Source organism: Kitasatospora sp. DSM 101779, assembly GCF_025655475.1.
Lineage (GTDB): Bacteria > Actinomycetota > Actinomycetes > Streptomycetales > Streptomycetaceae > Kitasatospora.
The window spans coordinates 1,739,873-1,761,393 of the sequence record NZ_JAHTIK010000001.1 but is presented as its reverse complement, the minus strand read 5'-3'; the positions used below and the strand labels follow the sequence as shown (position 1 = coordinate 1,761,393).

The 21,521-nt window shown below is 72.8% G+C and carries 23 protein-coding genes; 22 read left to right on the top strand and 1 reads right to left on the bottom strand.

Annotated elements, in window-relative coordinates; genetic code table 11:
• The first annotated feature begins 241 nt into the window (after nucleotides 1-241).
• Nucleotides 242-829, top strand: coding sequence for a hypothetical protein (locus tag KSNIM_RS08215; protein WP_263102560.1), 588 nt, complete (start codon nucleotides 242-244; stop codon nucleotides 827-829).
• Between the two features lie 94 nt (nucleotides 830-923).
• Here KSNIM_RS08215 and KSNIM_RS08210 read toward each other — a convergent pair whose 3' ends face one another.
• Complete coding sequence (locus KSNIM_RS08210; RefSeq protein ID WP_263107868.1) at nucleotides 924-1,211, bottom strand: ferredoxin; 288 nt, start codon at nucleotides 1,209-1,211, stop codon at nucleotides 924-926.
• A 245-nt stretch (nucleotides 1,212-1,456) separates the two neighbouring features.
• Here KSNIM_RS08210 and arc point away from each other — a divergent pair, with 245 nt between their 5' ends.
• From arc to KSNIM_RS08105, 21 genes are all read left to right on the top strand, one after another.
• Nucleotides 1,457-3,223 (top strand): proteasome ATPase, encoded by a 1,767-nt coding sequence (gene arc, locus KSNIM_RS08205; RefSeq protein WP_263102559.1) that lies wholly within the window; start codon nucleotides 1,457-1,459, stop codon nucleotides 3,221-3,223.
• 92 nt (nucleotides 3,224-3,315) lie between these two features.
• Nucleotides 3,316-4,827, top strand: coding sequence for a depupylase/deamidase Dop (gene dop / locus KSNIM_RS08200; protein WP_263102558.1), 1,512 nt, complete (start codon nucleotides 3,316-3,318; stop codon nucleotides 4,825-4,827).
• Between the two features lie 137 nt (nucleotides 4,828-4,964).
• Nucleotides 4,965-5,183 (top strand): ubiquitin-like protein Pup, encoded by a 219-nt coding sequence (locus tag KSNIM_RS08195; RefSeq protein ID WP_030274209.1) that lies wholly within the window; start codon nucleotides 4,965-4,967, stop codon nucleotides 5,181-5,183.
• Between the two features lie 195 nt (nucleotides 5,184-5,378).
• On the top strand, nucleotides 5,379-6,218 hold the full coding sequence (prcB, locus tag KSNIM_RS08190) for a proteasome subunit beta (protein ID WP_263102557.1): 840 nt from the start codon (nucleotides 5,379-5,381) through the stop codon (nucleotides 6,216-6,218).
• A 36-nt stretch (nucleotides 6,219-6,254) separates the two neighbouring features.
• Nucleotides 6,255-7,031: a proteasome subunit alpha gene (gene prcA, locus KSNIM_RS08185; protein ID WP_263102556.1), complete on the top strand. Its 777-nt coding sequence runs from the start codon at nucleotides 6,255-6,257 to the stop codon at nucleotides 7,029-7,031.
• A gap of 164 nt (nucleotides 7,032-7,195) precedes the next feature.
• Nucleotides 7,196-8,557, top strand: coding sequence for a Pup--protein ligase (gene pafA, locus KSNIM_RS08180; protein WP_030274214.1), 1,362 nt, complete (start codon nucleotides 7,196-7,198; stop codon nucleotides 8,555-8,557).
• 124 nt (nucleotides 8,558-8,681) lie between these two features.
• Entirely contained in the window at nucleotides 8,682-9,677 is a 996-nt protein-coding gene (locus tag KSNIM_RS08175; protein WP_263102555.1) for an FKBP-type peptidyl-prolyl cis-trans isomerase, read from the top strand.
• Between the two features lie 219 nt (nucleotides 9,678-9,896).
• Nucleotides 9,897-11,189, top strand: coding sequence for an FKBP-type peptidyl-prolyl cis-trans isomerase (locus KSNIM_RS08170; protein WP_263102554.1), 1,293 nt, complete (start codon nucleotides 9,897-9,899; stop codon nucleotides 11,187-11,189).
• 164 nt (nucleotides 11,190-11,353) lie between these two features.
• Nucleotides 11,354-11,725, top strand: coding sequence for an FKBP-type peptidyl-prolyl cis-trans isomerase (locus KSNIM_RS08165; protein WP_263102553.1), 372 nt, complete (start codon nucleotides 11,354-11,356; stop codon nucleotides 11,723-11,725).
• A 158-nt stretch (nucleotides 11,726-11,883) separates the two neighbouring features.
• Nucleotides 11,884-12,858, top strand: coding sequence for a helix-turn-helix transcriptional regulator (locus KSNIM_RS08160; RefSeq protein WP_263102552.1), 975 nt, complete (start codon nucleotides 11,884-11,886; stop codon nucleotides 12,856-12,858).
• Between the two features lie 4 nt (nucleotides 12,859-12,862).
• Entirely contained in the window at nucleotides 12,863-13,819 is a 957-nt protein-coding gene (locus KSNIM_RS08155) for a helix-turn-helix transcriptional regulator (protein WP_263102551.1), read from the top strand.
• 3 nt (nucleotides 13,820-13,822) lie between these two features.
• Nucleotides 13,823-14,053, top strand: a complete 231-nt coding sequence (locus KSNIM_RS08150; RefSeq protein ID WP_263102550.1) for a phage terminase large subunit family protein — start codon at nucleotides 13,823-13,825, stop codon at nucleotides 14,051-14,053.
• A 20-nt stretch (nucleotides 14,054-14,073) separates the two neighbouring features.
• Nucleotides 14,074-14,238 (top strand): hypothetical protein, encoded by a 165-nt coding sequence (locus tag KSNIM_RS08145; protein WP_263102549.1) that lies wholly within the window; start codon nucleotides 14,074-14,076, stop codon nucleotides 14,236-14,238.
• 169 nt (nucleotides 14,239-14,407) lie between these two features.
• The gene (tatA, locus tag KSNIM_RS08140; RefSeq protein ID WP_263102548.1) at nucleotides 14,408-14,674 is read left to right on the top strand and encodes a Sec-independent protein translocase subunit TatA; all 267 of its coding nucleotides are present in this window, start codon (nucleotides 14,408-14,410) and stop codon (nucleotides 14,672-14,674) included.
• A gap of 118 nt (nucleotides 14,675-14,792) precedes the next feature.
• Nucleotides 14,793-15,683 (top strand): twin-arginine translocase subunit TatC, encoded by an 891-nt coding sequence (gene tatC, locus KSNIM_RS08135; RefSeq protein WP_411543851.1) that lies wholly within the window; start codon nucleotides 14,793-14,795, stop codon nucleotides 15,681-15,683.
• A 189-nt stretch (nucleotides 15,684-15,872) separates the two neighbouring features.
• Entirely contained in the window at nucleotides 15,873-16,238 is a 366-nt protein-coding gene (locus KSNIM_RS08130; protein WP_263102546.1) for an AraC family ligand binding domain-containing protein, read from the top strand.
• Between the two features lie 38 nt (nucleotides 16,239-16,276).
• Nucleotides 16,277-17,467, top strand: coding sequence for an NAD(P)/FAD-dependent oxidoreductase (locus KSNIM_RS08125; RefSeq protein ID WP_263102545.1), 1,191 nt, complete (start codon nucleotides 16,277-16,279; stop codon nucleotides 17,465-17,467).
• Entirely contained in the window at nucleotides 17,464-17,784 is a 321-nt protein-coding gene (locus KSNIM_RS08120; RefSeq protein ID WP_263102544.1) for a (2Fe-2S)-binding protein, read from the top strand. Before KSNIM_RS08125 ends, KSNIM_RS08120 begins: the two co-directional genes overlap by 4 nt.
• Nucleotides 17,765-19,216 (top strand): NAD(P)/FAD-dependent oxidoreductase, encoded by a 1,452-nt coding sequence (locus tag KSNIM_RS08115; RefSeq protein ID WP_263102543.1) that lies wholly within the window; start codon nucleotides 17,765-17,767, stop codon nucleotides 19,214-19,216. Before KSNIM_RS08120 ends, KSNIM_RS08115 begins: the two co-directional genes overlap by 20 nt.
• A gap of 142 nt (nucleotides 19,217-19,358) precedes the next feature.
• Nucleotides 19,359-20,267 (top strand): dihydrodipicolinate synthase family protein, encoded by a 909-nt coding sequence (locus tag KSNIM_RS08110; protein WP_263102542.1) that lies wholly within the window; start codon nucleotides 19,359-19,361, stop codon nucleotides 20,265-20,267.
• A 67-nt stretch (nucleotides 20,268-20,334) separates the two neighbouring features.
• Entirely contained in the window at nucleotides 20,335-21,336 is a 1,002-nt protein-coding gene (locus tag KSNIM_RS08105; RefSeq protein WP_263102541.1) for a proline racemase family protein, read from the top strand.
• The last annotated feature ends 185 nt before the right edge of the window (nucleotides 21,337-21,521 follow it).

Here is a 21,521-nt window from a genome sequence, read left to right as displayed (position 1 = left end):
TCCGCGCCGGGCCCGGCCGAAGAGGCCTCGGCCCGGTGTCCCGCGGCGGCCGATCATGTGGCAGGATGCTCGCTCACGACACCCCCTTCTTCGCGCCCGGATCCCTGGGCGCAGCGACCGGGGGAGAGGTCTGCCCGGCGGGCGCGGCGAGGTGGGGGACACCCCTCGCGGGGACGGCGGGCACCCGGGCCCGGGGGAGCCCTGACAGCGAGCACCAGCAGCGGCCGAGGCGGAGCAGACCATGACCACGAGCGGCATGACCACCGGCGGACCGAAGGTACCCGGGCACGCGCGCAGCGGGCTGAAGCACTGGGCACTGGTCGCCGCCGGCTGCGGCGCGGTGGTGGCCGGGGCGCTCGCGGCCGACCCGGCGCAGGGCAGCCCCACTCCCGTGCGGCCCACCGCGGAGCCGGTGCCGGCGGCCGCCGCACCCGACCCGGGGAAGGCCGAACTTCCCCTTGACTGCGGCCCCTTCGGCGTGTCCGTGGCACTGCGGGCCAGTGCGACGGTGGACGGCGTGCCGAGCACCGTGGTGGCCGCCCACTGCGCGGCCGGCAACGGCACCCCGCCGGACGGCGTCTACCTGCTCACCAACGGTCCGGACGGCCGGCCGCAGGTCGCCGGGACGCTGCTGGACCCGGTGAAGGACGGGCTCACCGTCACCGCCCTCACGATCCGGAGCGACGGCGCGATCCGCGGCCACGCCCAGGGCTGGTCCTCGGACGACGTGCCGCGCTGCTGCCCGGACCGCGCGGTGGACCTCAGCTGGACGCGGCAGGGCGAGAACTGGGTGCGGGCCCAGAGTGCCGTTCCCGCCGGACAGGTCTGACCGGCGCCCGCGGGGGCTGACGGACCGTGGCGTCCGTCCTGCGCGTACCGGTCGTGTCGCGGGGCCGGGCTGAGCCGGGCTCAGCCCGGCGCGCTCACTCGGCGTCGGGGCCGTACACCTCGACCCGGTCGCGCACCCGGCGCACGTGGATGCAGTCGCCGGGGCAGTCCTTGGCGGAGTCCACGACGTCCTGAAGCAGGGTCAGCGGGACGGGCACCGTCTCGCCGGGCTGCTGGCGCAGCTCGTCGTCCTCGCCCTTCACGTAGGCGAGACCGTCGATGTCCAGCTCGAAGACCTCCGGCGCGTACTGCGCGCAGATGCCGTCGCCCGTGCACAGATCCTGGTCGATCCAGACTTCGAGCTCTTCGCCGGTCGCCGACATGTCCCCTGCCGTTTCTGTCACGGAACGCCCCGCTTTGCGCGGCATTTCCACTCTCACTCCAGAGCCGACCTTACCCCCGCCCTGCTTTGAACCGTTGAGCGGTGGGCACATCCACTACCAGAGGGGACGCAACGCAAGGGCGAAGATCGGACACGCCCGATCCATCTTTCTGATCTAGGGGTTTACAGACCCCTGGCTGCAGGTAGGTTTGGGTCGTCCAGCTCCCCCAGGAGGAGGTGAGGACCGTGGCAGCCCACGATGACGACTACAACCGCAGCGCCGGCCGGCCCGCTCGTGGTTCCGACGAGGCCGCGCAGGTCTCGTACCTCGAGCAGGAGATCGCCGTCCTGCGTCGCAAGCTCGCCGACTCGCCGCGCAACTCGAGAATCCTCGAGGAGCGCATCGTCGAGCTCCAGACCAACCTGGCCGGTGTCACCGCCCAGAACGAACGGCTCGCCGCCACCCTCCGCGAGGCCCGCGACCAGATCGTGGCCCTCAAGGAGGAGGTCGACCGCCTCGCCCAGCCGCCTGCCGGGTTCGGCACCTTCCTCGAGGCCAACGAGGACGGCACCGTCGACATCTTCACGGGCGGCCGCAAGCTGCGGGTCAACGTGAGCCCGAGCATCGACCCCGAGGAGCTGCGCCGCGGCCAGGAAGTCATGCTCAACGAGGCCCTGAACGTCGTGGACGCGATGGCCTTCGAGAGCATCGGCGACATCGTCACCCTCAAGGAGGTCCTGGAGGACGGCGAGCGCGCCCTGGTGATCGGCCACACCGACGAGGAGCGCGTCGTCCGGCTCGCCGAGCCGCTGCGCGAGCTCACCCTGCGCTCCGGCGACGCCCTCCTGATGGAGCCCCGCTCCGGATACGTCTACGAGGTGGTCCCGAAGTCCGAGGTCGAGGAGCTGGTCCTCGAGGAGGTCCCGGACATCGACTACCGGCAGATCGGCGGTCTGGGCACCCAGATCGAGCAGATCCGCGACGCGGTCGAGCTGCCCTACCTGCACGCCGACCTCTTCAAGGAGTACGAGCTGCGCCCGCCCAAGGGCGTGCTGCTCTACGGCCCGCCCGGCTGCGGCAAGACGCTGATCGCCAAGGCGGTCGCGAACTCGCTGGCCAAGAAGGTCGCCGAGGTCACCGGCCGGCCGCAGGGCAAGAGCTACTTCCTCAACATCAAGGGCCCCGAGCTGCTCAACAAGTACGTGGGCGAGACCGAGCGGCAGATCCGCCTGGTCTTCCAGCGGGCCCGGGAGAAGGCGAGCGAGGGCACGCCCGTCATCGTCTTCTTCGACGAGATGGAGTCCCTGTTCCGCACCCGCGGTTCCGGCGTCAGCTCTGACGTGGAGAACACCATCGTCCCGCAGCTGCTGGCGGAGATCGACGGTGTGGAGGGCCTGGAGAACGTCATCGTCATCGGCGCCTCCAACCGCGAGGACATGATCGACCCGGCGATCCTGCGGCCCGGCCGCCTGGACGTCAAGATCAAGATCGAGCGGCCGGACGCCGAGGCGGCGAAGGACATCTTCTCCAAGTACCTCAAGGACTCTCTGCCCTTCCACCCGGACGACGTCAAGGAGCACGACGGCTCGGTGCCCGCCACCGTCGCCGCCATGATCCAGTCCGTGGTCGAGCGGATGTACTCGGAGACCGAGGACAACCGCTTCCTCGAGGTCACCTACGCCAACGGCGACAAGGAAGTCCTGTACTTCAAGGACTTCAACTCCGGCGCCATGATCCAGAACATCGTGGACCGCGCCAAGAAGATGGCCATCAAGGACTTCCTCGACCACGGCCAGCGCGGCCTGCGCGTCTCCCACCTGCTCGCCGCTTGCGTGGACGAGTTCAAGGAGAACGAGGACCTGCCCAACACCACCAACCCGGACGACTGGGCCCGGATCTCCGGAAAGAAGGGCGAGCGGATCGTGTTCATCCGCACCCTCGTCACCGGCAAGCAGGGCGCCGAGTCCGGCCGGTCCATCGACACTGTCGCCAACACCGGACAGTACCTGTAAGGACCGCGAACCCTCCGTCCGGCTGCGGTGCCCACCCGCCCCGCAGCCGGACGGCGCGTCTGCACAGGACCACTACGGGCAAGGAGGGCCGCATGACCGTACGGCGCGTGATGGGCATCGAGACCGAGTACGGGATCTCCGTGCCCGGCCACCCGAACGCCAACGCCATGCTCACCTCGTCCCAGATCGTCAACGCCTACGCCGCGGCGATGCACCGGGCCCGGCGGGCCCGCTGGGACTTCGAGGAGGAGAACCCGCTGCGCGACGCCCGCGGCTTCGACCTCGCGCGCGAGGTGGCGGACGCCAGCCAGCTCACGGACGAGGACATCGGCCTCGCCAACGTCATCCTCACCAACGGCGCCCGGTTCTACGTGGATCACGCGCACCCCGAGTACAGCTCGCCCGAGGTGACCAACCCCCGTGACGCGGTGCTCTGGGACAAGGCCGGCGAGCGGATCATGGCCGCGGCGGCGGCCCGCGCCCTGGAACTGCCCAACGGGCAGAAGATCCACCTGTACAAGAACAATACTGACAACAAGGGCGCCTCCTACGGCACCCACGAGAACTACCTGATGAAGCGGGCGACGCCGTTCGCCGACATCGTCCGCCACCTCACGCCGTTCTTCGTCTCCCGCCAGGTGGTCACCGGCGCGGGTCGGGTCGGGCTCGGCCAGGAGGGGTCCGCGAACGGGTTCCAGATCAGCCAGCGCGCCGACTTCTTCGAGGTCGAGGTGGGCCTGGAGACGACCCTCAAGCGGCCGATCATCAACACCCGCGACGAGCCGCACGCCGACGCCGAGAAGTACCGCCGGCTACACGTGATCATCGGCGACGCCAACCTCTCGGAGATCTCCACCTACCTCAAGCTGGGCACCACCTCGCTGGTGCTGGCGATGATCGAGGACGGCTTCATCGCCGTCGACCTGGCCGTCGACCAGCCGGTGCGCACCCTGCACCGGGTCTCGCACGACCCGGGCCTGACCCACCTCCTCCAGCTGCGCAGCGGCCGGAAGCTCACCGCCGTCCAGCTGCAGATGGAGTACTGCGAGCTGGCCCGCAAGTACGTCGAGGACCGGTACGGCCAGGACGCCGACGACCAGACCATGGACGTGCTCGCCCGCTGGGAGGACGTGCTCGGCCGGCTGGAGCGCGACCCGATGAGCCTGTCCAAGCAACTGGACTGGATCGCCAAGCGCGAGCTGCTGGAGGGCTACCGCCAGCGCGACGGCCTGGACTGGGACAACCCCCGGCTGCACCTGGTCGACCTGCAGTACAGCGACGTACGGGCCGACAAGGGCCTCTACAACCGCCTGGTGGCCCGCGGCCGGTTCGAGCGACTGCTCACCGAGGACGAGGTCACCCACGCGGTCTCCAAGCCTCCGGAGGACACCCGGGCGTACTTCCGCGGGCGCTGCCTGGAGCAGTACGCCGAGCACGTCGCCGCGGCCTCCTGGGACTCGGTCATCTTCGACCTGCCCGGCCGTGACTCGCTGCAGCGGGTGCCCACCATGGAGCCGCTGCGCGGCACCAGGAACCACGTCAAGGAACTCCTGGACCGCTGCCGGACGGCCGAAGATCTGGTTCGTGTACTGTCCGGAGGGTAACTCTTCGATCACCTGGGGTGAAATCCCCGCCGAAGGGGAATCATTCCGGTGAGCGCCGAGCGTTGAAGGTAAACCGGGCGCGAATGCCGTACCCGGCGGATAGGGTCTGACCACACAGAGCGAGCGGGGTGAGGGAAATGGCTGGTAAGGACACCGGCGGCGGCCAGCAGCGGGCGAACCGCTCCTCCGAGGAGGTCGAGGAGCAGTCCGCAGAGGCACAGGCCTCCGACGACCTGAAGGAGCGCCAGGAAAAGCTCAGCGACGACGTCGACGCCGTCCTGGACGAAATCGACGAGGTCCTCGAGTCGAATGCCGAGGATTTCGTCCGCGGATTCGTGCAGAAGGGCGGCGAGTAGGAGGGGGCATTCCCTTCCTGAAACCGCGCTGCGGAGGTCGCGCTGCAGGTGTGTCACGGCATGCCTGCAGCGCGCTCTGCTCCCACCGCCCGCGGCGGCACCGCCGATCGTGTGGATCAAGGGGCGCCGACGCGGGTAGGGTCCGGGCATCAGCTGCTCGATCGACTGCTTGATCGTCAACACGGAAGGAATCGTGTGGAAGCCATCACTGGTGGCACCGGGCGTCTACCGGCTGCCTTCCTGACCCCCGGGTCCTCGTCGTTCATCGACTTCCTCGGCCGGCACGCGCCCGAGCTGCTGCCCGGCAACCGCAGCCTGCCCGGGGGCGTGCTGGAGGCGCCGCACGGCACCACCATCGTCTCCGCGGTCTTCGACGGCGGCGTGGTGATCGCCGGTGACCGCCGCGCGACCATGGGCAACGTGATCGCCCAGCGCGACATCGAGAAGGTCTTCCCGGCCGACGAGTACAGCGCCGTCGGCATCGCCGGCACCGCCGGCCTCGCCGTCGAGATGGTCCGCCTCTTCCAGCTGGAGCTGGAGCACTACGAGAAGATCGAGGGCGCCGTCCTCTCCCTGGAGGGCAAGGCCAACCGGCTCACCACCATGATCCGGTCCAACCTGGCGATGGCGATGCAGGGCCTCGCCGTGGTGCCCATCTTCGCCGGCTACGACCTCGACCTCGGACGGGGCCGGATCTTCACCTACGACGTCACCGGCGGCCGCTCCGAGGAGCGCGGCTTCGCCGCCACCGGCTCCGGCTCGGTCTTCGCCCGCGGATCGCTGAAGAAGCTCTACCGCGAGGACCTCGACGGCGAACAGGCCGCCACGCTGGCCGTGCAGGCCCTCTACGACGCCGCCGACGACGACTCCGCCACCGGCGGCCCGGACCTCGCCCGCGGCATCTTCCCGATCGTCTCGCTGATCACCGAGGACGGCTTCCGCCGGCTCTCGGACGACGAGGTGTCGGAGATCGCCGTCTCCATCACCGCAGGGCGCCGCGAGCACCCCAACGGCCCGCAGGCCCCGCTGCTCTAGTCCGCCACCCACCCAGGAAGAAGGGGACGACCGCCGGTGTCCACACCGTTCTACGTCTCGCCTCAGCAGGCCATGGCGGACCGCGCGGAGTACGCCCGCAAGGGCATCGCCCGCGGCCGCAGCGTGGTCGTGCTCACCTACGCCGACGGCATCGTCTTCGTCGCGGAGAACACCTCCCGGGCGCTGCACAAGGTCTCCGAGATCTACGACAAGATCGCCTTCGCCGCGGTCGGCCGGTACAACGAGTTCGAGAACCTGCGCATCGGCGGCGTCCGCTACGCCGACCTGCGCGGCTACTCCTACGACCGCGCCGACGTCACCGCCCGCGGCCTCGCCAACGTCTACGCCCAGACCCTCGGCACCATCTTCTCCTCGGTCGGCGACAAGCCGTACGAGGTCGAGCTGGTCGTCGCCGAGGTCGGCCGCACCGACGGCGACGACCAGATCTACCGGCTCACCCCGGACGGCTCGGTCGTCGACGAGAAGAACTACGTCGTGGTCGGCGGCAACGCCGACTCCATCGGCAACTACCTGGGCCAGCGGCACCGGGCCGGCATGGCCCTCACCGAGGCCCTCAAGCTCGCCGTCGACGGCCTCGCCCGCGACCCCAACGGCGGCAGCCCGCGCGCCATGACGCCGGAGCAGCTGGAGGTCGCGGTGCTGGACCGCAAGCGCGTCCAGCAGCGCAAGTTCAAGCGCATCCTGGGCGGCCAGCTCGGCCGCCTGCTCGGCGGCGACGCCTCCGCGGCCGAGGACGAGCCGGCCGCCGGCGCGAAGCCGGCCTCCGAGGGGGAGGCGCCCGCCGCCGAATAGCCCGCCCGTGTGAATCCCGTACGGCACCCGACGGTGCCGTACGGGATTCACGTGCGCCTTCCGGGATTTGACACCGCGCCGTGGTCGGATTGCCGGCGGTACCGTGACCTTTTCGGCTCCGCCGAAGGGGTTTCGGAATGCTCCCGGAAGAGAAAAGATGCCTCATGGACCGCCGAATTTTCGGGCTGGAGAACGAGTACGGTGTCACGTGTACGTTCCGGGGACAACGGCGTCTGTCTCCTGACGAGGTGGCCAGGTACCTCTTCCGCCGCGTAGTTTCCTGGGGCCGCAGCAGCAATGTCTTCCTGCGGAACGGTGCACGCCTCTACCTCGACGTGGGCTCGCACCCCGAGTACGCCACTCCCGAATGCGACGACGTCACCGAGCTGGTGACGCACGACAAGGCGGGCGAACGCATCCTGGAGGGCCTGCTCGTGGACGCCGAGCGGCGCCTCCACGAGGAGGGCATCGCCGGCGACGTCTACCTGTTCAAGAACAACACCGACTCGGCCGGGAACTCCTACGGCTGCCACGAGAACTACCTGGTGGCCCGGCACGGCGAGTTCTCCCGGCTGGCCGACGTCCTCATCCCCTTCCTGGTGACCCGCCAGCTCATCTGCGGCGCCGGCAAGGTGCTGCAGACGCCGCGCGGCGCGGTCTACTGCGTCAGCCAGCGGGCCGAGCACATCTGGGAGGGCGTCAGCTCGGCGACCACCCGCTCCCGGCCGATCATCAACACCCGCGACGAGCCGCACGCCGACGCCGAGCGCTACCGCCGGCTGCACGTCATCGTCGGCGACTCCAACATGTCGGAGACCACCACCCTGCTCAAGGTCGGCGCCACCGACCTGGTGCTGCGCCTCATCGAGGCGGGCGTGGTGATGCGCGACCTCACCCTGGAGAACCCGATCCGGGCGATCCGCGAGGTCAGCCACGACCTCACCGGTACGCACCAGGTCCGGCTCGCCAACGGCCGCGAGGCCAGCGCGCTGGACATCCAGGAGGAGTACTTCACCAAGGCGCTGGAGTTCGCCGACCGCAAGGGCCTGAACACCGGCACGGTGGCCCGGGTGCTCGACCTCTGGGGACGCACCCTGGAGGCCGTCCGCACCGAGGACCTGGAGAAGGTCTCCACCGAGATCGACTGGATCATGAAGTACCGGCTGATCGAGCAGTACCGCGAGAAGCACCAGATGACGATGTCCAACCCGCGGGTCGCCCAGATCGACCTCGCGTACCACGACATCCACCGCCGCCGCGGGCTGTTCTACCTGCTGCAGAACAAGGGCCGGGCGGCCCGGGTCACCACCGACCTCAAGACCTTCGAGGCCAAGTCGGTGCCCCCGCAGACCACCCGGGCCAGGCTGCGCGGCGACTTCATCCGCCGGGCGCAGGAGCAGCGGCGCGACTTCACGGTGGACTGGGTCCACCTGAAGCTGAACGACCAGGCACAGCGCACCGTGCTGTGCAAGGACCCGTTCCGTTCGGTCGACGAGCGGGTGGAGAAGCTCATCGCGGGCATGTGACGCCCGCGGAGGGCACAGGCGGCCCCGAGGGGTGGCGTCCGGGCGGGTGGGTCCGGACGCCACCCCTCCGGCACGTGCTTGCGCCTCCCCGGCTGCGGCGCCCCCGGGTCATACGCTGGCGACCATGCGACGATTCGCCGGACTGCCGGCCGTGCCCCTTGCCGCCCTGCTCGTCGCGGTGCTCGCGGCGTGCTCCAGCGGCTCCTCCGGGTCCTCCGGGGCCTCGCCCGCCGCCTCCGCCTCGGCCACCGCGGTGCCGAGCCCGGTGGAGTCGGCCGACCCGATGCCCACCGTCGCCGGGGACTTCGGGTCCAAGGCCGAGATCACCCTGCCGCAGGGCCAGCCGAGCGGCGAGTTCGTGGTCAGCGTCGTGCACGAGGGCGACGGCGCCACGGTGGCCAAGGGCGACTGGGTGACGGTCAACTACACCGCCAAGGACTGGACGACCCGCAAGGACGTCTCCAGCTCCTACGACACCGGCGGCAAGCCGCAGCTGTACCAGGCCGGCAGCGGCCAGCTGGTGCCCGCCTTCGACCAGGCGGTGCTCGGCAAGAAGGCCGGCAGCCGGCTGCTGGTGGTGGCCCCGCCGGCCGCGGGCTTCGGCACCTCCGGGAACACCGCGGCCGGCGTCGGCGGCCAGGACACCGTGGTCTTCGTCCTCGACATCCTCGACGTGGTGCCGCCGGACTCGACCGTCTCCGGGGAGATGACCCAGCCGCCCGCGACCGCGCCGCAGGTCAAGGACAACGGCAAGCAGGCGCCGACGATCACCATCCCGGCCGGGCAGAGCCCGCCGACCGAGCTTCAGACCTACGTGCTGATCAAGGGCGACGGCAAGCCGGTGCAGTCCGGGCAGCAGCTGCTGGTGCAGTACACCGGTGTGCTGTGGTCGGACGGCTCGCAGTTCGACTCCTCCTACTCGCACGGCGGCGCGCAGGCCCTCCAGGTGGGTACCGGCAGCCTGATCAAGGGCTGGGACCAGGGCCTGGTCGGGCAGACCGTCGGCAGCCGCGTGATGCTCGTGGTGCCGCCCTCGCTGGGGTACGGGAACCAGTCCAGCGGGCCCGTCCCGGCCGACGCCACGCTGGTCTTCGTCATCGACATCCTGGAGGCCGTGTAGCGGCCCTGCGAAGGCTCCCGGCAGGTCCCGGGCAGGCCCCGCACATGCCGGTCCCCGTACGATCCGTGCGACACGCCCGGGGCCGGGTGACGGGTACAACGATCCCGCACCGGTCAAGGAAGTCCTCATGCGGACCTGACATACTGCTGGCGTTTTCGGCACTGTGGCAGCGCTGTCAGGTCCGGCGAGGGCGTGGCGCGGCGAGATGGATGGGGAGCAATGTCTGAGAAAGCGTCGAGCCCGGGCGAGGCCGGCACCGCCGCGGGCGACCCCGCGGCCGCACGTCCCGGCGGCCCGCTGCCCGGGGACGGCGAGTCGATCGTCGTTCCGCCCGCGATCCTGAAGCAGCAGGCCGGCTGGGGCCAGGCCCCGGCCCGGCCCGCCGGCGAGAAGGACGAGGAGCCGCAGGTCTTCGCCTCGACCGTGCGCCGCAAGGACCTGTCGGAGGCCGGCTACGACGAGGACCCGCCCGGCGCCGGCCGCCTCGGCGCGATCCTGGGCACCGTGCTGGCCGTCCTGCTGGTGGGCAGCTGCATCACGCTCTACATGGTGAACAAGGACGACGGGAAGTCCGCCGCGGCCCCCACCCCCGACGCGGCGGCCACCGCCTCGCCGACGCCCTCCGCCGACCCGGTGCCGCCGATCAAGGACAACGCCAAGGTCCTGCCGACCGTCACCGGCGACTTCGGCACCAAGGCGACCATCACCCTGCCCAAGGAGGCCGCCGAGGGCACCTTCGTGGTCAAGGAGCTGAAGTCCGGCGACGGCACCAAGGTCGACAAGAACACCTGGGTGACCGCCGACTTCTCGGCCATGAACTGGGGCACCGGCAAGGAGATCGAGGGCTCGTACAAGAGCGGCAAGCCGCAGCTCTTCCAGGCCGGCGCCGGCAAGCTGATCCCGGCCCTCGACCAGGCCGTCACCGGCCACAAGGCCGGCAGCCGGCTGCTCGTCGTCGCCCCGCCGGCCGCCGCCTTCGGCTCGCAGGGCAGCAGCAGCATGGGCGTCGGCGCCAAGGACACCCTGGTGTTCGTGATCGACATCAAGAACGCCACCGCCCCGGACACCGTGCTCAGCGGCGACATGACGGCCCCGCCGGCCGACCTGCCGAAGGTCAAGGACAACGGCAAGAAGCCCGCCGACATCACCCCGGTGCCCGGCACCCCCGAGGTCAAGGACCTCAAGTCGCACGTCCTGATCCAGGGCAAGGGCCGCAAGATCGAGGCCGGCGAGAAGGTCCTCGTCCAGTACACCGGCGCGCTGTACAAGGACGGCAAGGTCTTCGACTCCTCGCTCAAGCGCGGCGAGGCCTTCACCTTCGTCACCGGTGGCGGCGGCGTCATCGAGGGCTGGGACAAGGGCATCACCGGCCAGACCGTCGGCAGCCGGATCGAGCTGGTGATCCCCGCCTCGCTCGCCTACAAGGACCAGGCGCAGGGCGACATCCCCGCCAATTCGACACTGGTCTTCGTGATCGACATCCTGGATGCCGGCGTCGGCTCCCAGGACTAGTCCCAGGACTGGTCCCGGGGCGGACGACCTGGGCCGTTCCCGGGCAGCGCGACACGTCGCGCCGCCCGGGAATGGCCCGGACGGGCAGCGGCGCGCCGTACGGTGGACCGCAGCGGTGCCTGCCGCCCCGTCATGTCCGTATCACCGAACGAGATGAGTCTGTTGTGAGCCTTTCCAAGCCGGAGATCGACTTCCCGGGCGGCGAGCCGCCGAAGGAACTGCAGATCCGCGACATCGTGGTCGGCGACGGTGCCGAGGCCAAGGCCGGCGCGGTCGTCGAGGTGCACTACGTGGGTGTCACCTTCTCCACCGGCGAGGAGTTCGACGCCTCCTGGAACCGTGGCCAGACCTTCCGCTTCCCGCTCGGCGCGGGCCGCGTCATCAAGGGCTGGGACCAGGGCGTGGAGGGCATGAGGGTCGGCGGCCGGCGCGAGCTGGTCATCCCGCCGAACCTGGCGTACGGCAACCAGTCGCCGAGCCCGCTGATCCCCGCGGGTTCCACCCTGATCTTCGTCGTCGACCTGCTCGGCGTCTGAGACACCCCACAGCACCGGGCCGCACCCCTCGGGGGTGCGGCCCGGTGCCGTCGTTCCGGGGTCCGGCAGGGCTCGGCTTTTGCTCAGCGTGCCCGGACCGGTACGGTCGGGTCCGCCGGATCACGAGGGTGCCGGCCGGACGGACAGGAAGGTCAGCGATGGCGATCGCGAAGGCGGAGCGGTTGATGAACCTCGCCCTCTGTCTGATGAACACCAGACGGCCGCTCTCCAAGAAGGAACTGCGGGAGTCGGTCGAGGCCTACCGGGAGGCCTGGCAGCAGGGCAGCGAGGACGCGTTCAACCGGATGTTCGAGCGCGACAAGGACGACCTGCGCGAGCTCGGCCTGGTCATCGACGTCGACGAGAACGCGCTCGACGGCGAGGTCGGCTACCTCGCCCGCCGGGACCGCAACCGCCTCCCCGAGATCGTCCTCGACGCCGAGGAGGCCGCCGCCCTCACCCTGGTCGCCCGGGTCTGGCAGCAGGCCAAGATGTCCGGTGCGGCCAGCGGCGCCCTGCAGAAGCTCCGGGCGGCCGGCGTGCCCTTCGCCGAGGACGCCGAGCACACCGCCCTGCAGCCGCGCATCCCCGCCCGCGAGGCCGCCTTCGAGCCGCTGCTGGTCGCCGCCCGCGACCGGCGCCCGGTCACCTTCGACTACCGCAAGGCCGGCGCGTCCGCCGCCGAGCAGCGTTCCGTCGAGCCCTGGGCCCTCGAGTGCTGGCGCGGCCACTGGTACCTGGCCGGCTACGACCGCGACCGGCAGAGCGCCCGGGTCTTCCGGCTCAGCCGGATCACCGGCAAGGTCCGCTCCCGGGCCGGCGGCTTCACCGGTGACGTCCCCGAGCACGTCGACGTGCGCGCCCACGTCGCCCGGTTCGCCGGCGAGGGCGCCGTCACCGAGGGCGCCACCGCCACCGTCCGGCTCCGCCGCGGCGCCGCCTTCCCGCTCCGCGGCCGGGCGCTCGCCACCACCCGCGTCGACGAGCACTGGGACGAGCTGGAGATCCCGTACGGCTACGGCCTCGGCGCCGACCTCGCCGAGTTCGGGCCCGACGTCGTCGTCCTCGGACCGGACGACCTGCGGGCGGACGTCATCGACCGGCTGCGCGCCGTCGCCGGAGTGGGGGAGTAAAGGCATGAGCAACGCGATCGACCAGACCCGGCGGATGCTCTCGCTGGTCACCTACCTGCGCGAGCGCCCCGGCGCCGAGGTGGCCGAGGTCGCCCGCGCCTTCGGCATCACCGAGCGCGAGCTGATCGGCGACCTCAACGTGCTGCCGATGTGCGGCACCAGCTTCCGCGGCGGCGACCTGCTCGACATCGACACCGACGGCGACCGGATCTGGTGGCACAACGTCGACGACGTCGCCCAGCCGCTGCGCCTGGCCGCCGACGAGGCCACCGCCCTGCTGGTCGCCGCCCGGGCGGTGGCCGGCCTGCCGGGCCTGCGCCGCCGCGACCGGGAGGCGCTCACCCGCGCCGTCACCAAGATCGAGGACGCGGCCGGTGACAGCGCCGAGTCCAGCGCCCGGGTCGGCGTCACCTTCGAGGCCGAGGGCCAGGTCTTCGCCGACATCGACCGCGCGCTCACCGAGGGCCGCCGGCTCTGGCTGCGCTACTGGTCGCACGGCCGCGGCGGCATGACCGAGCGCGAGGTGGACCCGATCCGCCTGGTCACCGAGGGCCACACCTACCTCGAGGCCTGGTGCCGCACCTCCGAGGACCGCCGGATCTTCCGCCTGGACCGGGTCGCCGAGATCAAGGTGCTCGACGAGCCCGCCGACCCGCCGCGGATCGAGCCGCGCGACCTGTCCGCGGGCCTGGTCAACCCGGCCGCGGACGACCCCGAGGTGATCGTCGAGGTCGGCCCCGGCGGGCGCTGGGTCGCCGAGTACTACACCCACGACAAGGCCGAGGAGCTGCCCGACGGCGGGCTGCGGATCACCCTGCGCAGCGCCGACCCGTCCGGGCTGCGCCCGCTGGCGCTCCGGCTCGGCCGCGACGGCCGGATCGTCTCCCCGCCCGCCCTCGCCGAGCAGGCCCGCGAGGCGGCCCTCGCCGCACTCGCCGGCTACCCGGAGGGGCAGGCCTGACCGGTGGCGTACGGCACCAGATTCCAGGTCTACTGCTCGCAGTGCCGGGAGAAGGTCGAGCTGCCGGCGGAGGACTTCCGGCTGGTGCTCGGCCCGACCCGGGAGCGCACCTTCTACGGCTTCGTCTGCCCGGAGTGCGGGGTGTCCGTCCGCAAGCCGGCCGGGGAGAAGATCGTGCAGGCCATGACGGCGGCCGGGGTCAGCACCATGCGCCTGCTGCCGGTGGAGGGCTGACCGACCGGTAGGGTCGTGCCATGCCGTGGACCCTCACCGCCGCCGTCCTGCTGGCCACCGCCGGCCTGCTCGTCCTGGGCGCGCTCGCCGTCCGGCTCTGGGCGGACGTCCGCTCGCTGGCCCGCGCGGTCGACTCCGCCTCGCGGGCCCTGGCCGCGGCGGCCGCCGACCTCCCGGGCCGCTGACCCCCCGACCGCCGATCTCCGGGCCGCCGACCCGGCCGGGTACCCTCGTGGCAGGCCCCGCGGTGCGGCCGGGGCCGCAGTGGGACGGCGGTTGCCGGGCGGCAACCGGCAACGACTACCATCGCCCGAAACGGGGAGGACGCGCCCCGCCGAGGGAATGGTGGTGCACATGCGCATCTCGCCGACGGCGATCCTGGTGGTCGCGGTCCTCGCGGTGCTGCTCTTCGGGGCGAAACGCCTGCCGGACGCCGCGCGGGCCCTCGGCCGGACCCTGCGCATCCTGCGCAGCGAGGCCAAGGCCCTGCGGACGGACGGCGCCGGTGCGCCACCGCAGCCCGCGGCGGAGCCGGCGCCGATGACGATCAAGCGGGCACCCGGGTCGGGCGACGCCCGTCCGGTCGGTGCCGCCGACCACGGCGCGGCCCCGCGGGGCTGAGCCGGTACCCACGGCCATCGGGGGTCCGCCGTCCGGCGGGCTCCGTCGTACGAGTTGAGGACCGGGCTTGAGCAAGTCTTCCAAGGCGCCGAAGCCGCCGAAGGACCCCGAGGGCCGGATGGCGCTCGCCGACCACCTGCGCGAGCTCCGCAACCGGGTGGTCAAGTCGGTCCTGGCCATCGTGATCACCACCGTCGTGGCGTTCTACTTCCACCGGGAGCTCACCAACTTCCTGCTCGAGCCGCTCCCGTCCTGCGGCGAGAAGGGCCTGACGGCCACCGGCGAGCGGTGCGGCGTGGTGTCGACCATCGGCCTGCTGACGCCGTTCACCCTCGCGCTGAAGGTCAGCCTCACGGCCGGCGTGGTCGCGGCCACCCCGGTCTGGCTGTACCAGCTGTGGGCCTTCGTCGCGCCGGGCCTGCACAAGCACGAGCGCAAGTACTCGATGAGCTTCCTGGCGGCGGGCGTCCCGCTGTTCCTCGCGGGTGCCGTCCTCGCCTACCTGATCCTGCCCGCCACCGCGGAGATGCTGATCTCCTTCGCGCCGACCGAGACCGTGCCGATCATGCCGGCCGAGGACTACCTCGACGTGGTGACCCGGATGGTGCTGGTCTTCGGCGGGGCCTTCGAACTGCCGCTGCTGCTGGTGATGCTCAACATGATCGGCGTGCTGAGCGGCAAGCGGCTGCTCGGCTGGTGGCGCGGCATGGTCATGGGCATCACCGTCTTCGCCGCCTTCGCGACGCCCAGTGCCGACCCGCTGAGCATGCTCGCGCTGGCCGCGCCGATCTGGGCGCTGTACTTCCTGGCGGCGGGCATCGCGCTGCTCAACGACCGCCGCCGGGCGCGGCGGAACCCGGACGCCGGGCTGAGCGACGAGGAGGCCTCGCACCTGGACCTCTCCGTCGAGGGCGTGGACGGCCCGGAGTCGGTCGAGGCCTCGGCCGCCCCGGAGGCGCCCGCCCCGGTGCCGGCCGCCCGCACCGAGCAGATGGACGACATCACCTGATCCGTGCCTCCGCACGAAGCCCGGAGCCACGACGCCCGGAGCCGCGAAGCCCCGATCCGCCCACACCTCGGCGGACCGGGGCTTCCGGCGTTCTGCCAGGTCCGACGGCGCCTGGCGTGATCGGACGGGCCCGATGCGGTCTGATGGGGGAGAGCCCCCGCGCGGGGCGTTTCGGAGGAGGCGCGCAGCATGCCGAAGGTGACCACCCAGACCCCGGCCGGGGAGGGCGCCGCCGCCCTGGCCCGGCGCGGCGAACTGGAGGGCTGGACGGTCGACCACGTCGAGTTCCGGCAGCCGGTGGACGGTGCGGCGGCCATGGCGGGCCTGCCGGGCGGCTGCAGCTGCCCGCACTGGGGCTACGTGCTCCGCGGCCGGCTGGCCTTCCGCTTCGCCGACCGTGAGGAGGTCTTCGAGGCGGGCGACGTCTTCCACCTGCCGCCCGGCCACGTGCCACGGATCGCGGCCGGCACCGAGATCGTCCAGTTCAGCCCGACCTCGCAGCTGAGGGCCTTCGAGCAGGCGGCGGCCACTGCCGCGGGGGACCGGCCGGGGTGACCCTTCCCAGACACTGAACCATGTGACATATTACTGCTGTGCTCACGCAACCCAGCCACGACGTCGTGGTGATCGGCGCCGGTGTCGTCGGTGCCGCCTGCGCCTACTACGCCGCGCGGGCAGGCCTGCGGGTCGCCGTGGTCGACCGCGGCCCGGTGGCCGGCGGCACCACCGGCGCCGGCGAGGGCAACCTGCTCGTCTCGGACAAGGAGCCCGGCCCCGAACTCGACCTCGCCCTGCTCTCCACCGGCCTCTGGCGCGACCTCGCCGAGGAGCTCGGCGCGGCGGTGGAGTACGAGCCGAAGGGCGGCCTGGTGGTGGCCTCCGCACCCGCCGGCCTCGACGCGCTGCGGGGCTTCGCCGCCCGGCAGCGGGCCGTCGGGGTGCAGGCCGAGGAGATCCCCGCCGACGGGCTGCCCGCCCTCGAACCGCACCTCGCGCCCGGCCTCGCCGGCGGCGTCCGCTACCCGCAGGACGCCCAGGTCCAGCCGGCCCTCGCCGCCGCCCACCTGCTGCGCGCCTCCGGCGCCGACCGGCACCTCGGCGAGACCGTCCGGGCGCTGCGGACGACCGCCGCCGGCGCCGTGTGCGGCGTGGTCACCGACCGGCGGGAGCTCGCCGCCGCCGCGGTGGTCAACGCCGCCGGCACCTGGGGCGGCGAGATCGCCGCGCTGGCCGGCGTCCACCTGCCGGTGATGCCGAGGCGCGGCTTCGTCCTCGTCACCGAGCCGCTCCCGCGGATCGTCCGGCACAAGGTGTACGCGGCGGACTACGTGGCCGACGTGGCCAGCGGCTCGGCCGCACTGCAGACCTCCGCCGTGGTCGAGGGCACGCCTGCCGGACCGGTGCTCATCGGCGCCAGTCGGGAACGGGTCGGCTTCGACCGCACCCTGTCGGTGGAGGTGCTGCAGCGCCTCGCCGCGCAGGCCGCCGCACTCTTCCCGGTGCTCCGCGGGGTCGCCGTCCAGCGCGCCTACCGGGGCTTCCGCCCCTACCTGCCCGACCACCTGCCCGCCGTCGGGGCCGACCCGCGGGTGCCCGGGCTGTACCACGCCTGCGGGCACGAGGGGGCCGGCATCGGCCTCGCCCCCGCCACCGGACTGCTCGTCGCCCAGCAGCTCACCGGAGACCCCACCGCGCTCGACCCCGCACCGTTTCGCGCCGACCGCTTCAAGGTCGTCGGCCCCGCCGGCACCGAGCCGCCCGTCACCGATCGAGGAGAGGCATGACCGTGGACCGCACCCCCGCCCGGCTGGCCGACGCCACGCCGGGGCCGGGCCACACCATCGAGTTCGACGGACGGCCGGTGCCCGCGCTGCCCGGCCAGAGCATCGCCGCCGCCCTGTGGGCCGACGGCGTCCTGGCCTGGCGCCGCACCCGGGTCGGCGGCCGGCCGCGCGGCGCGTTCTGCGGCATCGGCGTCTGCTACGACTGCCTCGCCACCGTCGACGGGCAGCCGAACCGGCGCACCTGCCTGATGCCCGCCGAGCCCGGCACCGTCGTCACCACCCAGGAGGGCCACGGCCGTGCCGATCTCGCCGTCTGACCCGACCGCCCCGCACCGCGACCCGGCAGCGGTGCCGTACGACCTCGCGGTGGTCGGGGCCGGCCCGGCAGGGCTGGCCGCCGCCGTCACCGCCGCCGAACTCGGCCTGCGCTGTGCCCTGCTGGACGCGGCCGAACGCCCGGGCGGCCAGTACTACCGGCACCCCGCGCCCGGCCTCGGTGCCGCCCGCCCGGACCGCCTCCACCACCACTGGCCCGCCTTCACCGCCCTCCTCGCCCGCCTCGACACCCAGGTGCGGGCCGGACGGGTCGACCATCTCGCGGGCCACCACGTCTGGACGGCCGAACCCGGCGAACCCTGGCGGCTGCACGCCGTCGTCGGCCCGGCCGGCACCGGCAGCGCGGTCGTCGAGGCCCGCAACGTGCTGCTCGCCACCGGCGCGTACGAACGCCAGCTGCCCTTCCCCGGCTGGACCCTGCCGGGTGTGGTCACCGCCGGCGGCGCCCAGGCCATGCTCAAGGCCGGACTGGTGCTGCCCGGCCGGCGGATCGTGGTGGCCGGAAGCGGACCGCTGCTGCTCGCCGCCGCCGCCTCGCTCGCCGCGGCCGGCGCCCGGGTGCCCGCCGTCGTCGAGGCCGGCGACTACCTCGGCTACGCCCGTACGCCCGCCGCCCTCGGCGCCCTGGCCGCCAACCCCGGCAAGCTCGCCGAGGGCGCCCGGCACGCCGCCCTTCTGCTGCGCCACCGGGTGCGGCTGCGGCCGCGGGCCGCGGTCGTCGAGGTGCACGGCGAGGACCGGGTCACCGCCGTCACCGTCGCCCGGCTGGACTCCGCCTGGCGGCCCGTCCCCGGCACCGGGCGGCGGATCGCCTGCGACGCCCTCGCCGTCGGCCACGGCCTGCTGCCGCAGATCGAACTCGCCACCGAACTCGGCGCCCCCACCCGTACGGCCCCGGACGGTGCCGTCGCGCTCGCCGTCGACGAGCGACTGCGCACCGGTCTGCCCGGGCTCTGGGCCGCGGGGGAGACCTGCGGCGTCGGCGGCGCCGACCTCGCGCTGGTCGAGGGCGAGATCGCCGCCCGGGAGATCGCCGGGCGGCCGGTGCCCACCGCACTGCGCTCGGCGCGCCGCCGCAGGCGGGCCTTCGCCGACCTGCTGGCCGCCGCTCACCGCCCGGGCCCGGGCTGGACGGACTGGCTCACCCCCGGGACGGACGTCTGCCGCTGCGAGGAGGTCCCGGTCTCCCGGATCCGGGAGGCCGTCGAGGAGCTCGGCGCCGGCGACGCCCGGACGGTCAAGCTGCTCACCCGGGCCGGTATGGGGTGGTGCCAGGGCCGGATGTGCGGTCCCGCGGTCGCCTGCCTCTCCGGCGGCGGCCCGGCGCGCCCCGACAGCCGCCCGCTCGCCTGCCCCGTCCCGCTCTCGCACCTGGCCGAGGCCGCCCCGCGGCCCTCCGACGGCAGGTCCTGAGCGGACCGCCCGGCCTGCGGGCCGGTCGGCCCGTACGCCGGCGCCGCCGGCGGCCCGCATGTCGGGGGGTCGGCGGGTCGGCCTTGTGGCGGCCCGTCCAGATCTATAAAATGTCACACCTCACCACTCAGGAGCGAAACCCATGACCCGAGTCCCGTACGACCCCGCCCGGCCCTGGCGCGGCATCATGGTCGCCACCGCGCTGCCGCTGCGCGAGGACCTCACGGTCGACCACGACGCCTACGGCGAGCACGTCCGCCGGCTGATCGACGCCGGGTGCCACGGCGTCGTCCCGAACGGCTCGCTCGGCGAGTACCAGACGCTCACCCCGGAGGAGCGGGCCCGCGTGGTGCGCACCGCCGTGGAGGCCGCCGGCGACGGCGCGCGGGTGATGCCCGGCGTCGCCGCGTACGGCTCCGCCGAGTCCCGCCGCTGGGCCGAGCAGGCGGCCGAGGCGGGCGCCGGGTCGGTGCTTCTGCTGCCGCCCAACGCCTACCGCGCCGACGAGGCCGCCGTGCGCGCCCACTACGCCGAGGTCGCCAAGGCCGGGCTGCCCGTCGTGGCGTACAACAACCCGATCGACACCAAGGTCGACCTGGTGCCCGAGCTGCTCGCCCGGCTGCACACGGACGGCTCGATCGTGGCCGTCAAGGAGTTCAGCGGCGACGTCCGCCGCGCCTACCAGATCGCCGAGCTCGCCCCCGGCCTCGACCTGCTGATCGGCGCCGACGACGTGCTGCTGGAGCTCGCCCTCGCCGGCGCGGTCGGCTGGATCGCCGGCTACCCCAACGCCCTGCCGGAGGCCTCCGTCACGCTGTACGAGGCCGCCGTCGCCGGTGACCTCGCCACCGCACTGCCGCTCTACCGCACCCTGCACCCGCTGCTGCGCTGGGACTCCAAGACCGAGTTCGTGCAGGCCATCAAGCTGTCCATGGACATCGCCGGGTTGCCCGGCGGCCCCTGCCGGCCGCCCCGCGGCCCGCTCGCCCCGGAGGTCGCGGCCGCCGTCCGCGCCGCCACCGAGAAGGCCCTCGCCGAGGGCCTGTCGTAGCCGTCGTCCCGTCCGCCGGCCGCCGCCCACCCGGCGCGGCCGGCCCCGACCACCGAGGGGGAGCGGCATGCGCAGCCGCCACGTCTTCCACGCCGTCGACTCGCACACCGAGGGCATGCCCACCCGCGTGATCACCGGCGGGTTCGGCACGCTGCCCGGTGCCACCATGGCCGAACGGCGGGTGCACTTCCAGCAGCACCTGGACCACTTCCGCACCCTGCTGATGTACGAGCCCCGCGGGCACGCCGCGATGAGCGGCGCGATCCTGCAGCCCCCCACCCGGCCGGACGCCGACTTCGGCGTGCTCTTCATCGAGGTCTCCGGCCTGCTGCCGATGTGCGGCCACGGCACCATCGGCGTCGCGACCGTTCTCGTCGAGACCGGCATGGTCGAGGTGCGGGAACCGGTGACCACCGTCCGGCTGGACACCCCGGCCGGTCTGGTCACCGCCGAGGTGCGGGTCGAGAACGGCGCGGCGAAGGCCGTGACCATCCGCAACGTGCCCTCCTTCTCGGCCGGGCTCGACCTCAAGGCCGACGTCCCCGGGTTCGGCACCGTCTCCTACGACCTCGCCTACGGCGGCAACTACTACGCGATCCTGCCGTTGGAGCGGCTCGGCCTGCCCTTCGACCGGGCCCGCAAGCAGGAGATCCTCGACGCCGGGCTGGCCGTGATGGCCGCGATCAACGAGAGCGACCGGCCCGTCCACCCCGAGGACGAGTCCATCAACGGCTGCCACCACGTGCAGCTGGTCGCCCCCGGCTCCACCGGGCGGCACTCCCGGCACGCCATGGCGATCCACCCCGGCTGGTTCGACCGCTCTCCGTGCGGCACCGGCACCTCGGCCCGGATGGCCCAGCTCAACGCCCGCGGCGAACTGCCGATCGGCCAGGACTTCGTCAACGAGTCCTTCATCGGCACCACCTTCACCGGACGCATCGTGGAACGCACCACCGTCGCCGGCCGCCCCGCGATCGTGCCGACCGTCACCGGCCGCGCCTGGCTCACCGGCACCGCCCAGTACTTCCTCGACCCCGACGACCCCTTCCCGGCCGGCTTCCTGCTGTGACCCGCCCGAACGCCGCGCACCGCCCGCCACCCACCCGAAGGGCCCTCCCGTGACCGTCACCTCGCACAACCCCGCAGACCCGGCCGACCTCGTGATCACCACCGACGCCGCCGGTGCGGCCGGCACCCGGGCCGCCGTCGAGCGGGCCCGCGCCGCGCAGCCCGGCTGGTACGCCGCCGGGGCCG